The organism is Staphylococcus sp. 191 (genome assembly GCF_011174885.1).
GTDB classification, from domain to species: Bacteria; Bacillota; Bacilli; order Staphylococcales; family Staphylococcaceae; genus Staphylococcus; species Staphylococcus coagulans.
The window spans coordinates 290,840-302,679 of the sequence record NZ_PNRJ01000001.1 but is presented as its reverse complement, the minus strand read 5'-3'; the positions used below and the strand labels follow the sequence as shown (position 1 = coordinate 302,679).

13 protein-coding genes are annotated in these 11,840 nt (G+C 36.3%); 8 read left to right on the top strand and 5 right to left on the bottom strand.

Features of this window, described 5'->3' with window-relative positions:
• The first annotated feature begins 55 nt into the window (after positions 1-55).
• The 3 genes from C1H58_RS01480 to C1H58_RS01470 all read left to right on the top strand — a co-directional run bounded on the left by C1H58_RS01480 (position 56) and on the right by C1H58_RS01470 (position 1,527).
• The gene (locus C1H58_RS01480) at positions 56-436 is read left to right on the top strand and encodes an SA0632 family lipoprotein (RefSeq protein ID WP_207554664.1); all 381 of its coding nucleotides are present in this window, start codon (positions 56-58) and stop codon (positions 434-436) included.
• Between the two features lie 129 nt (positions 437-565).
• Entirely contained in the window at positions 566-865 is a 300-nt protein-coding gene (locus tag C1H58_RS01475) for a hypothetical protein (RefSeq protein ID WP_016424436.1), read from the top strand.
• Between the two features lie 86 nt (positions 866-951).
• Complete coding sequence (locus C1H58_RS01470; RefSeq protein WP_050331655.1) at positions 952-1,527, top strand: GNAT family N-acetyltransferase; 576 nt, start codon at positions 952-954, stop codon at positions 1,525-1,527.
• Positions 1,528-1,653: 126 nt separating this feature from the next.
• Here C1H58_RS01470 and C1H58_RS01465 read toward each other — a convergent pair whose 3' ends face one another.
• From C1H58_RS01465 to C1H58_RS01450, 4 genes are all read right to left on the bottom strand, one after another.
• Entirely contained in the window at positions 1,654-2,220 is a 567-nt protein-coding gene (locus tag C1H58_RS01465; protein ID WP_165545152.1) for an LOG family protein, read from the bottom strand.
• A gap of 151 nt (positions 2,221-2,371) precedes the next feature.
• Complete coding sequence (locus C1H58_RS01460) at positions 2,372-2,821, bottom strand: YaiI/YqxD family protein (RefSeq protein ID WP_165545090.1); 450 nt, start codon at positions 2,819-2,821, stop codon at positions 2,372-2,374.
• An 80-nt stretch (positions 2,822-2,901) separates the two neighbouring features.
• Positions 2,902-3,540 (bottom strand): hypothetical protein, encoded by a 639-nt coding sequence (locus C1H58_RS01455; RefSeq protein WP_242680212.1) that lies wholly within the window; start codon positions 3,538-3,540, stop codon positions 2,902-2,904.
• 190 nt (positions 3,541-3,730) lie between these two features.
• On the bottom strand, positions 3,731-4,582 hold the full coding sequence (locus C1H58_RS01450) for an undecaprenyl-diphosphate phosphatase (RefSeq protein ID WP_016424441.1): 852 nt from the start codon (positions 4,580-4,582) through the stop codon (positions 3,731-3,733).
• A gap of 366 nt (positions 4,583-4,948) precedes the next feature.
• Between C1H58_RS01450 and C1H58_RS01445 the strand changes: the two genes are divergently transcribed.
• Both C1H58_RS01445 and cydC read left to right on the top strand, forming a co-directional pair.
• Positions 4,949-6,583, top strand: a complete 1,635-nt coding sequence (locus tag C1H58_RS01445; RefSeq protein WP_165545089.1) for an ABC transporter ATP-binding protein/permease — start codon at positions 4,949-4,951, stop codon at positions 6,581-6,583.
• Positions 6,584-8,272: a thiol reductant ABC exporter subunit CydC gene (cydC, locus tag C1H58_RS01440; RefSeq protein WP_165545088.1), complete on the top strand. Its 1,689-nt coding sequence runs from the start codon at positions 6,584-6,586 to the stop codon at positions 8,270-8,272.
• A gap of 380 nt (positions 8,273-8,652) precedes the next feature.
• Here the strand turns inward: cydC and mgrA are convergent, their stop codons facing one another.
• Positions 8,653-9,090 carry a global transcriptional regulator MgrA gene (gene mgrA / locus C1H58_RS01435; protein WP_016424444.1) on the bottom strand — a complete coding sequence of 146 codons (438 nt, stop codon included), beginning with the start codon at positions 9,088-9,090 and terminating at the stop codon, positions 8,653-8,655.
• Between the two features lie 225 nt (positions 9,091-9,315).
• On the opposite strand from mgrA, the gene C1H58_RS01430 reads away from it, so the two are divergent.
• From C1H58_RS01430 to C1H58_RS01420, 3 genes are all read left to right on the top strand, one after another.
• Positions 9,316-10,308 (top strand): CobW family GTP-binding protein, encoded by a 993-nt coding sequence (locus tag C1H58_RS01430; protein WP_165545087.1) that lies wholly within the window; start codon positions 9,316-9,318, stop codon positions 10,306-10,308.
• 26 nt (positions 10,309-10,334) lie between these two features.
• Positions 10,335-11,243 carry an aldo/keto reductase gene (locus C1H58_RS01425; RefSeq protein ID WP_165545086.1) on the top strand — a complete coding sequence of 303 codons (909 nt, stop codon included), beginning with the start codon at positions 10,335-10,337 and terminating at the stop codon, positions 11,241-11,243.
• Between the two features lie 80 nt (positions 11,244-11,323).
• Positions 11,324-11,605: a DUF2207 domain-containing protein gene (locus C1H58_RS01420; RefSeq protein ID WP_165545085.1), complete on the top strand. Its 282-nt coding sequence runs from the start codon at positions 11,324-11,326 to the stop codon at positions 11,603-11,605.
• The last annotated feature ends 235 nt before the right edge of the window (positions 11,606-11,840 follow it).

The following is an 11,840-nucleotide window of genomic DNA, read 5'->3' as shown; positions in this document are numbered from 1 at the left end:
CGTAAAACCATGATAGAATAAAAGAGAAGTATTTTTTGATATGGGAGAAAGAAAAATGAAAAAATGGCTAATTATACTTGTGACACTCACATTTGTTTTGTCTGGTTGTGGGAAGAGTGAAAAAGATAAACTGCAAAATGAAATTCAATCGCTAGAAAAAGAGCAAAAAACACTCCAACAAGAAAATGAGAAGTTAAAAAAGCAAGGTGATGATTTAGATCATCAAATTAAAGATGTAGAAAAGTCCATTGATGAAGGTAAATCAACGGATACAGAAAAGAAAAAAGATAAACCGCAAGAAAAAGAAAAAAACCATGAAAAAGCCAAGCATACAAAAGAACCAACAAACGCTAATGAAAAGGCGTCTACACATAAAAAGACGAATGAAGTGCATAAAGAACAAGCAACTTCAGATTCAAACGACAAGCAACATTAACCATACGCAAATTATAAAAGGCACGCAACAGAAAGCTTTCATTCATTGACTACATCTCAAGCGTTTGATGTTAAAATGGAGAGGGTATTAAAAACACATATATGAACGTACAGAAAAGAGGGATTGCACATGTATGAAAAGGAATTTGAGTTATTAGAAGGTCGCGACATGTCTTTAATTGAACTCGGACGTGAGCTTGAAAATATTACAGGTTATTCAATTATAGATGCAACAGGTGAGTTGAAACGTGTAATTGCATTAAAACCTAATTTTGATCATGATTGGGAAACGTATGTCGCAACATATCGTTTGAACCATAAAAATGATTTTGTCGATGCGACATTTACTACAAGTAAAGGTCAAAATCCAAATCGCATAAAAGAAGTACCCGTTAAAATCCAACTGATTAGCTACATTTCTAAGGCATAATGGATATGGCATCACTTTTGCAGCTCTATGGCTATTGTAGCTATAGAGTCTATTTTTTATGAGCGGTAACAATGGGGGGATCATCAATGACAGTATATATAGAGACAGCACGATTAAAGCTAAGAGATTGGCAAGAGGAAGATTTACTACCTTTGCAACGATTAAATGCAAATCGCCAAGTCAGACAATACTTTCCAAGTCTGTTAAGCTATGAAAAATCAAGACTTGATTTTGAAGCGATGAAAGCTTACCTATCTAAAAATAAAATCGGTTTATTTGCGGTTGAATTGAAAGCGACAAAAGAATGGATTGGTTTTATCGGTGTAAATTACATACCTAAAACGAGCGACTATCCTTTTGATAATTTACCTTTTTACGAAATTGGTTGGCGTTTATCACCAGAAGTGTGGGACAACGGGATTGCTACTGAAGGGGCGGAAGCGGTTTTAAATTATATTAAACAGCGAGGTGTTTCAGAAGTATATGCCATCGCTGCTCACATTAATCGTCCTTCTATTCGTGTAATGGAGAAAATTGGAATGTCTTTTTATGATAAATTTGAAAAAAGAGAGCTAAGCCCGCATCATGTCTTAAAGCAACAAGTCAGATATCATAAAACGCTTTATGATGACGTGGCAGAGACACATAAAAAGTCGTCGTAATTAAATAAAAGAAATGTCCGATAACGATACATTGAAAAAGGGAGTGGCATCAATCCCTAACATGGGCTTTATCATACCAGCTCCCTTGTATTATACGGTGTAACACGCTATCTTAAACGATTACGATTAATCATATGTTCGTGTCGAGATAGGTTTTGCATTTTTAAGGCCTTCTAGTAAGCTTTCGGGCGTTTCATAGAGGTGTGCGAGGTGCGTATATTTTTCATCAATAAACCCTTCTTTGATCATATGTTCAATTAAATTTTGAAGTGGATTAAAAAATTGTTTCGTATTATAAATACCAATTGGTTTTTGATGTAACCCAATTTGTGCCCAACTATAAATTTCAAAGAATTCTTCTAAAGATCCTGCACCGCCAGGAGCCATCACAAAAGCATCAGCTAAATCTGACATTTTTTGTTTTCGCTCATGCATCGAATCCACTAAGATTAATTCTGATACTTTTTGGCTTGTGATTTCTCGTTCATCTAGAAACTTTGGCATAACGCCTATCACGCGTCCGCCATAATCTAAGACACCTTCTTGTATGGCACCCATGATACCAACGGAACCTGCACCAAAAACTAACTCAATTTGATGTTCTGCGAGGTGTTTTCCTAGAGCGTATGCTTCTTTTACATATGTATCATCGTGACCTTTACTTGCGCCACAAAAGACAGCAATTCTTTTAATCATATTGCCTCCTCCTTAATATTGACGAATCTACTTGATTATATTCTTCCAACGACCTGGTTTAGGTGACGAACGTAAAATTAAAGGCGTCTACGCAATCGCGTCACTTTTTTAATCATTGATTTAAAAAATGATGAAATCAGGTCATCTGTTACTGCTGTGTCTCAATTAATTTTAACAATTGCGATTCAAAAGATAAACGTTGATCTTGATTAAAAGCTTTTGGCCCTTTTGGATAACGCTTTGATTTTCGACGCTCTTGTTGATGATAATAACGTTGTGTAAGCAAACGTTCTATATTTTCAGACGTATATAAATGCCCGGTATGATGCAAAACATACTTGACCTTATTTAAAAGTAAACTCGCTAAACCATAGTCTTGTGTGACAACAATATCGTCGGGTTGAGCATATTGAAGTATCATAAAGTCAACGGCATCTCGACCACCATCGATATATTTCACTTCAACGTGTGCGGGAAATGATTGAACAGAAAAATGGTCGTATGTGCGAAAGAGATATACAAAGATGCCTGTCTCAGACGTCAAACGAATAATCGAATCTACGACTGGACAAGCATCGCCATCTATCAATATACGCATTGATTAATCCTGCTTGTGACGTGCATTTAGAGATGTGTCATTTAACTGTTCATCTTTTTGTAAGGATTTCATATTTGCTTTCAATGCTTTTTCACGTGCTTTTGTATTTTTTCTTCTTCTTTACGCAGTGCTTCTTGATGTTTTTTTAACTTTTTATTCATTTTTTCGATTTCTTTTTTATTTTGTTGCTCGATTTTATCGCCACGTTGCTTTGTTTTCAAATCTATGTTTCCAGGTGTATGACCGACTTTTTCTTCATACTTTTGCATTTTTTCCATATTTTTAATTAAGTTTTTTTGACGTTGGGCTAACGCTTTATCTTCTTCTTTATGGCGTTTTGAAATGTGTTTGTCTAATTTCTTTGAAAGTTTATCGATTTCTTTTCGGTTTTCTTTCGCTAAGTCTTCACCACGCGCGCGTACATTTTCAGGACGCATATAGCGTTGTTTTTCCGCTTCTTTTTTCATCGCTTTATTATAATCATGACGTTGTTTTTTAGTTTGAACACGATTTTTTAAATGGCTTGAACCAGAGACGACAGAGTCTTTAACATACCCAGCAGCATGTCCCGCTTTATGCGCTACTTTTTGAGATGTATGCACGGTCGTTTGTGTCACTTTTTGGACATCTGGATGAGCCTTGAACTTTTTACGTTCAACAATGAGTGGGACGAGAAAGACAGGTAAGATGTTTATAATTGTTTTGATAGTTTTGTTCATGAACGTTGCCTCCATTTGTGAGTATACTTATGTGTTATTACCCTTTCGCGCTTGGAAATAAACGCTTAGAGGTCGAGGTGAGAAAACATATGTAAAAGAGGGCGCCTTTAATCTTTAAGTCAACTGCTAGAGATTAAAGTACGCCCTCAATTCGACCCCTCACTGAGATGCTGATTGTGCGTGAGCTTTTTTATAAGATACCGTAGTATACGACTGCGATAACGACGACGAGCACAATTCGATAAATAGCAAAAGGTAGTAACTTCACGTTTTGAATTAATTTTAAGAAAAGTTTAATTGAAATAAAACCAAAGATAAATGCAGCTAAAAAGCCTAAAATGTAAAACGGGATATGCGCAAATTGAATATAATTATAATGCTTTACGATGGATAGACCACTTGCCGCAAGCATAATAGGCACAGCCATCATAAAAGTGAAATCTGAGGCTGATTTATGGTCTAACTTCATCAAGACCCCTGTAGAAATTGTTGATCCTGAACGAGAGAAACCCGGCCACATTGCAATAGCTTGAGAAAGCCCGATAACAAAAGCTTGGAAATAGTTTATCTCATCAACAGTTTTTGGATTTCGAACGTTGCGACTATATTTATCAGCTAAAATCATATAAATTGCGCCAAGGAAAAGTCCAATGAGAACAGTTGGTACACTGAATAAATACTTTTCAATTAAATCATCAAATAAAAATCCTAGTATACCAGCAGGAATCATACCGACAATAATATGTGATAATTTCAAACGTCGTGGCTTAGAACGTCGACCTTCTTGACGTTCAGGTGCATACTTACCAATATGTAACATTTCGAAATATTTATGACGGAATACCCATGCTGCAGCAAAAATGGAACCTAGCTGTATGACAACCTTAAATGTAAAAGCAGATTGTGAGCCTAAAAATTCAGTCGACTTGAGCCACATATCATCGACGAGAATCATATGCCCAGTGGAAGAAACAGGTGCAAACTCTGTAAGACCTTCCACAATACCGAGAATGATTGCTTTGATCAATTCAAAAAATAACATACAAGTACCCTCTATTCATTTTTGTTTATTTGTAAATATAATATAGCATATGATAGCACAAGAACCCCTCACATGTCTTTAGTTAACCTATATTCTAGGACCAAAGTATGAAAACAAACTGGATAAGATGATGAGGTATCTAAAAGGGTAGGTTATCCTATTCTAGTAAAAAGCATTAAGTGCAGATATCAAAAGGTTAAGGATATTCGAAAATCTGTCACATCTTCGAAAAGAGCCCAGGCGCATTGATTCAGCGTATGAATGTCATGAAAATCGTTTGAAAATGTCAATTTAATTTTTAGCTTTCTGCCTCATAAACAATGTAAAATAGAAAAAATAACGCATCCAAAATGGAGGCACGAAAAAATGAAACAATTGCATTCATGGGCAAAGAAATTTTACTTATATCCATTATTAATGGCGGTTGTTTGCTTAGCTTTGGCAATCACAGTCGTGACACAAAATATTACGATTGGTGTGATATTAGACCGTCTACTTACAAATAAATCCACCCACTGGTTACCTTTAGTGACGCTTTTAGCAGTGGCACTTTTAATGAGGGCAAGCTTAGATTATTTGAATTCATGGTTAGGTGAAAAACTTTCGCATCGTGTTCGGACGACGATTCGACACCGTTTATTGAAGCAAGTGAATCAACAAGCAGTTGGTGAAAGATTAACAACGGCTACTGAGACACTAGCCGATATGCTACCATTTTATCGAAATTATTTACCTCAAGTTTTTAAATCTACGTTTATTCCATTTGTGATTATTGTCGTTATGTTTAAAATCCATATTCCTGCAGCACTGATCATGTTAGTGACTGCACCTTTTATTCCAGTCTTTTACATCGTGTTTGGGTTGAAAACACGAGATGATGCCAAAGACCAAATGACTTTTTTAAACCATTTCAGTCAACGTTTTCTCAACTTGACTAAAGGATTAGTCACTTTAAAATTATTTAATCGTTCAGAGCAAGCGGTGGAGACTGTTTCACGAGAGAGTACACAATTTCGTGACAAGACGATGGTCATTTTAAGAAGTGCTTTTCTTTCAGGATTGATGCTTGAATTTATCAGTATGCTAGGCATTGGACTGGTCGCTTTAGAAGTGGGGTTGAGTTTGATTGTCTTTAAATCTATTCATTTCTACACAGCAGCTATTGCGTTAATTATGGCACCTGAATTTTATAATGCGATTAAAGATTTGGGGCAAGCATTTCATACTGGAAAAGAGAGTGAAGGCGCAAGTGATATTATTCATGAAGCGCTCGATAATAAATTGCCGAATCATCCGTTACCTGTGATAGATACAACACAGACTTCTCTTATCCAAGTTCGAGATCTGTCATTTTGTTATGAAGGTATGGCGAAAGCGGTTCTGAGTGATATCCAATTTGATATTAATAAAGGGGACAAAATTGCGCTGGTAGGCCCTAGTGGTGCTGGTAAATCTACATTGATTCAAATCTTACTTGGAGAATTGGTGCCACAAAAAGGATATGTTTCTTATCAAAACGCACACCTAAAGATGGGTTATTTATCACAAAATCCATATATTTTCAATGCAACGATTGCCGAAAACGTGAGTGTGTTCAATACAGTTCCGCGTGAAAAAATGATGACTGTCCTGCAAGCGGTCAATTTGTGGGATAAAGTCAATGCTTTACACGATGGTATAGACACGCTTATTGGAGAGGGTGGCGAGATGATGTCAGGTGGAGAAATGCGTCGAATTGAATTGGCACGTCTGTTGTTGATGCAGCCAGACTTTGTCGTTTTAGATGAGCCTGTTGCTGGATTAGACCGAGCAACTGAACAATTGATTCAACAAACGTTGGATACCTATTTTACTGAGACGACGCGATTGACGATTGCACACAGACAACAAACGATAGCACATGCGAACCGTCGAATTTATTTACAAGACGGAAAGATACGCTCTGATGATACCCAGATTCAAATTGATTTCAAGGCGGATCCACAGGATGGTGATGTTTAAATGAATAAATACAATCAAAAATTAAATCAAACCATTAATATTAAATGGAACAAAGATATTTTAATGGCCATCTTCATAGGTGTCGTAGGGAGTGCGGTTGCTTTAGGCATGTTTTTCTTAAGTGGTTATATGATCACACAAAGTGCGCTAGGTGCGCCTCTCTTTGCATTAATGGGGCTTATTGTTACAGTGAAATTATTCGGTTTTACTCGTGCAATTACACGTTATTATGAAAGACTACGTTCTCATCGGGCCACATTTACGATGTTACGAGATGTACGTGTACAACTCTACCGCGCTTTAATTCCAATCGTACCGGATGTATTTCGTAAATTTCGTTCAAGTGATTTATTAGGCCGTATGGTGACGCAAGTGGAATCTTTGCAAAATGTGTATTTACGTGTCTATTATCCGCCTATTGTGATAGGAATAACGACTTTATTAACAGCAGGCGTCCTATTTTATTTTTCATGGACACATGCGCTATTAATCCTATTCACGATGGTGTTAACGTTGTTGGTTTTGCCTTGGCTTCAAGCACAACAAGCTAAGCAGGTTCAGACGACTGTTAATCAATCTCAACAACAATTTATGCATGAGTATCACGACAGAATTTTAGGTCACAATGAACTGCGACGCTTCAATAGTTCTGAAAAATATGATGCCAAACTTTCCGAAAGTGAAACACACTTTAATTTAGCAGAACATCATTCACAACGGGGACATTTGAAGTATGCATATGTGAGAAATATCATAAGTATGGTTGCACTATTGGTCAGTGTCATCCTAATCATTGTGATGGTCGAAAAACAATATGTTGATGTCGTTTATGCGACAAGTATTATTTTAATGATTCTGACATTACTTGAGCAAGCTGTGCCAATGAGTCAAGTGGCTTATTATAAGAGCGAGACAGAACTTGCACAAGAAAGCTTATCAGAAGTGATGCGTGAACAAGGTAGTGAAGAGGGTCATCGAAAAGTAAATATTTCAGACATTGAGCACGGCGAACCGATGTTCAATTTGAAAGAAGTGTCATTACGTTATGAACATCAACAAAGACCCATTTTATCTCATTTGAATTTAACGATTTATCAAGGCGAACATGTGGCGATTGTTGGAGAATCAGGTGCAGGAAAATCAACCCTATTGTATCTTTTAATGGGCTTGTACGATACCACAGAAGGTCAAATAATGATAAATCAGATGCCTATTGGTCAACTCGATACGTCGCATTTTCATGCGCAAATCGATACATTATTACAACAACCGCATTTTTTCGACGGTACAGTGTATGATAATTTATTGACCCACGCGTCAGAGGCGAAATGTCGTAAGGTGTTAGATCAATTGCAGTTAGCGCATATTCCATTAGAACGACCGATTACGATGATGAGAACAGCGCTTTCTGGTGGGGAATTTCAACGATTAGCCATTGCACGTATGCTACTTCGTCAACAACCAGTTTGGATCGTTGACGAACCAACCACTGCGTTAGATATAGAAAATTCAAAACTGGTCATGCAACAGCTTCACCAGCAAGCGCAAACATTGATTGTCGCGACACATGATATGGAATATTTAAAAGATTTTGATCGTGTGATTGTTATGCAAGAAGGAAAAGTGGTGGGAGATATGTCCCCAGAATCATTTTTGGCGGAATATGTTCATCGCCCCATTGAACTATAAGCCATACATGTTGAAGCTATAGCCTAATGATAGATGAGATATGCAATGTAGAGTAGGAAAAGATAAAATAAAAAAAGTGCGTGAATGCAAAGTCTTTTATGCATTCAACGCGCTTTCAGTCGTTGATAAAGTATGTATAGATAAACCAAGGTGGTCAATATCAAACACCTCATTTTTTGATATGATTTCAACCTGTTATGATTTTATGAAAAGTAACAGGTTGAAAAGTCAATACTACGATTCCCCAGTATGATTTCGTAAATATTGATTCGGTCCCCAAAAATCAAAGTCTATCTATAGCAATACACTGTCATATTTGAAACTAGAATAACTGATTTTATCACCCATTAAATAGAACACACTTCAAGAACTGTTAATTATTATTTCTTTTCTTCAAATGCAGTAATTACTTTTTCAAGTAATCGATTGAGCTCCTTAACCTCATCAGTTGTTAATGATGAAGCTTCAGTAACAAGTTGTGATGCATTTGCGAGCTCTGGTTGCATATCTTTGCTTTTTTCAGTTAAATGTACAAACACTTCACGTTGGTCAATTTCAGAACGCTCTCTTTTAATGAGATTAATTTGTTCCATACGCTTTAATAACGGTGATACTGTACCCGTATCAAGCGCTAAGTCTGTTACAACTTTCTTTACATTAACAGGAGAATGGTCCCATAAAATTTCTAATACTAAAAATTGTGGATACGTGAGATTGTATTTTTTGAAAATTTTGTTTGAATAATAACGATTAACTTGTCTTTGTGCGTTATACAAACTAAAACATACTTGCTCTTTCAAGTTTAAATGGTCAGACATAATTAGTTCTCCTCCAGAGATTCTATTCGTTTTCTCTCTCTATCACGAATGGGAACCCGTCCATAATCGAGTGGATTTAAGCCGTTCTCACTTAAATCTATGCTATCCTTAAAATATAGCATGCGGTAATTTTAGAAGATAAAGCGTACTTTATCAAGTTAAAAGTCAGACATACACATATATTATAACAGATTTGTAGATTTATTAAGAGAAAGGATTAAATTTATGCTTAAAAATAAAACGCGTCTTACAATCGTTAATGGGTTTTTAGGAAGTGGCAAAACCACATTCTTAAATCATTATATGACGCAAATATTAAAAAAAGATGAGAAAGTCGCACTCATTGTAAACGAATTTGGGGATTTTGATGTGGATAGTCGAATTTTAAAGGATTACAACGTCAAACAATCCATATTACAAGGCTGCATTTGTTGTGATTTACAACATGATTTAATTGCAGTTTTATATCAACTAAGTCAACAAAAAAACAGTGTTGATCAGATTATTATCGAAGCGACAGGGATTGCAAATCCGATTGATGTTTTGATTGCTTGTCAAGACCCGCTTATTGCGCAAGCCTTCGAAAGTCCAGAAGCGATTTGTATTGTAGATAGTTCAAGATTTTTATCTCGACAAAACTATTCGAAACAAACGCTTGATTTATTAGAAGACCAAGTTCGCGCGAGTCAAGCGATTGTTATTAATAAAGTCGATTTATTATCAAATGACAGTGACTTAAAGGAAATTGTAGAAGCGATTGAAACCATTGCTCCCAAAAGTCGTGTGTTAATTTCAGACCATGGACAAGTTCAACAAACTGTCATTGAAAATGCAGGCGCTGAGCATACGTTACCCGAGTATGCACATCGTCACGGACATCATGCGCACCATGAACATGAACATTACCATCATGGTAAACATCATCACGACCATCATCATGCACATTATACAAGTCTAAAATATACTTTTAGTTCAGCAATTTCACAAGCGCAGTTGGTGCAGTTTATCCTAAAATTACCAGAAAATGTGTTACGCTTGAAAGGTTACGTTAGACTTCGAGAAAGTCCGGATGAAATGTATTTAATTCAATATGCTCAAGGTTTGCCTACGATTGAAAGTGTCGGAGATGTAGATTTTCCATCATCAGTCGTTTTGATTGGGGAGCAATTAGATGAAGCTAGACTCAGAAATAATTTGGATGTGCTACAATTTAGTTAATATGGATCAATCAAGAGGTGTTATTTATGGAGAAGATTGCAATTAATCAACATGTACACTATTCAAGAATTATTCAAGGATTTTATCGCGCAGATCAGTGGGGAATGTCATCACAAGAAATGAATCGCTTTATTCATGAATTGGTTGAGCGAGGTGTCACAACCGTGGACCATGCAGATATTTATGGTCACTATACTGTAGAAGGGATGTTTGGCAAGGCGCTTGCGTTGTCCCCTTCACTTAGAGATCAACTGCAGATTGTTACAAAGTGTGGGATTGTTCAGCCAAACGCAATTCATCCTCATCAAACCGCACATCGATATGATCTTAGTAAAATACATATTAAGCGTGCAGTAGAGCGATCATTAAAAGAACTTCAAGTTGATTACTTAGATAGTTTACTCATTCACCGACCTTCGCCACTAATGAAACCATGTGAAATTACAGATGCTGTGAAAGATTTGGTAGATGAAGGTAAAATTCGTTCGTTTGGTGTATCTAATTTTAAACGCGCGCAATATGAATTGCTTAATCGATGTTTGAAAGACGATAAATTTCATATTGCAGTGAACCAAATTGAAATTTCTCCATATCAATTGACCGCTTTTCAAGATGGCACGATTGATGATATGCAACGGGAAAACGTCAAATTAATGGCTTGGAGTCCTTTTGCTGGTGGTGCACTATTTCAAAGCGACGATCAAAAAGGACAACATGTCATGACAGTACTTAAACGTATTGCACAAGCACATCACACAACTGTTGAAGCCATTGTTTCGGCTTGGTTTAAAAAGCATCCCGCTCAGATTATGCCGATTGTAGGGACGCAACAGTTAGAGCGACTTGATCGTGTTATCCAAGGGCTTGATATTGAATTATATGACCAAGAATGGTTTGATATATTTACTGCAGCACAAGGCTATGATATTCCATAATTTGTCACAACTTGTCGGTGCATCATCGTTAAAAACATTGTAAAATCGGATTATTACGAATTGAAGTTAGGGGCAGTCTTATGACAGAAGAAGAAAAAATTAAACGTAGTCGTTTTGAACGCAACGTCATCGCCATACCTTATATTATTTTTGGACTCATCGTTGCATTTTTATTTATTTTTTCACCTGATACGGTTTGGTTAGTTACAGTTTTTGGTATTTTTATGGTTTATAACGTTATCGCGATGTTCATCGCATTCTTATTTAAATATGGTCGTACAGCATTGTATTTATTAATGATGACCGTGTTAATGATTGGCGCATTTTCGTTATACTTATATATGCTTTTCAAATATCACTAATGTATAGAATGGCACTTTTATGATCAGCTTATTGAAAAAGCGTGATGTAAAAGTGCCGTTTTTATTTGATAAGGACGCATTGTTTATTCACTAAAGTAACGAGAATTTGATAAGTATTTGAATTGCCTTTGCGCCAAACGAAGTATCGCATACGTACTTTGTGATAGGGACGTGCTTTTTGTGTCTATAGATTTGCAATGGAAGATAAAAAAAGATGCAAATGATTTTACTCTAA

Bases quoted from the DNA above. Each gene is read 5' to 3' on its own strand.
- C1H58_RS01480 (WP_207554664.1), top strand. From the start codon at position 56: ATGAAAAAATGGCTAATTATACTTGTGACACTCACATTTGTTTTGTCT.
- C1H58_RS01475 (WP_016424436.1), top strand. From the start codon at position 566: ATGTATGAAAAGGAATTTGAGTTATTAGAAGGTCGCGACATGTCTTTA.
- C1H58_RS01470 (WP_050331655.1), top strand. From the start codon at position 952: ATGACAGTATATATAGAGACAGCACGATTAAAGCTAAGAGATTGGCAA.
- C1H58_RS01460 (WP_165545090.1), bottom strand. From the start codon at position 2,821: ATGCGTATATTGATAGATGGCGATGCTTGTCCAGTCGTAGATTCGATT.
- C1H58_RS01455 (WP_242680212.1), bottom strand. From the start codon at position 3,540: ATGAACAAAACTATCAAAACAATTATAAACATCTTACCTGTCTTTCTC.
- C1H58_RS01450 (WP_016424441.1), bottom strand. From the start codon at position 4,582: ATGTTATTTTTTGAATTGATCAAAGCAATCATTCTCGGTATTGTGGAA.
- C1H58_RS01445 (WP_165545089.1), top strand. From the start codon at position 4,949: ATGAAACAATTGCATTCATGGGCAAAGAAATTTTACTTATATCCATTA.
- cydC (WP_165545088.1), top strand. From the start codon at position 6,584: ATGAATAAATACAATCAAAAATTAAATCAAACCATTAATATTAAATGG.
- mgrA (WP_016424444.1), bottom strand. From the start codon at position 9,090: ATGTCTGACCATTTAAACTTGAAAGAGCAAGTATGTTTTAGTTTGTAT.
- C1H58_RS01430 (WP_165545087.1), top strand. From the start codon at position 9,316: ATGCTTAAAAATAAAACGCGTCTTACAATCGTTAATGGGTTTTTAGGA.
- C1H58_RS01425 (WP_165545086.1), top strand. From the start codon at position 10,335: ATGGAGAAGATTGCAATTAATCAACATGTACACTATTCAAGAATTATT.
- C1H58_RS01420 (WP_165545085.1), top strand. From the start codon at position 11,324: ATGACAGAAGAAGAAAAAATTAAACGTAGTCGTTTTGAACGCAACGTC.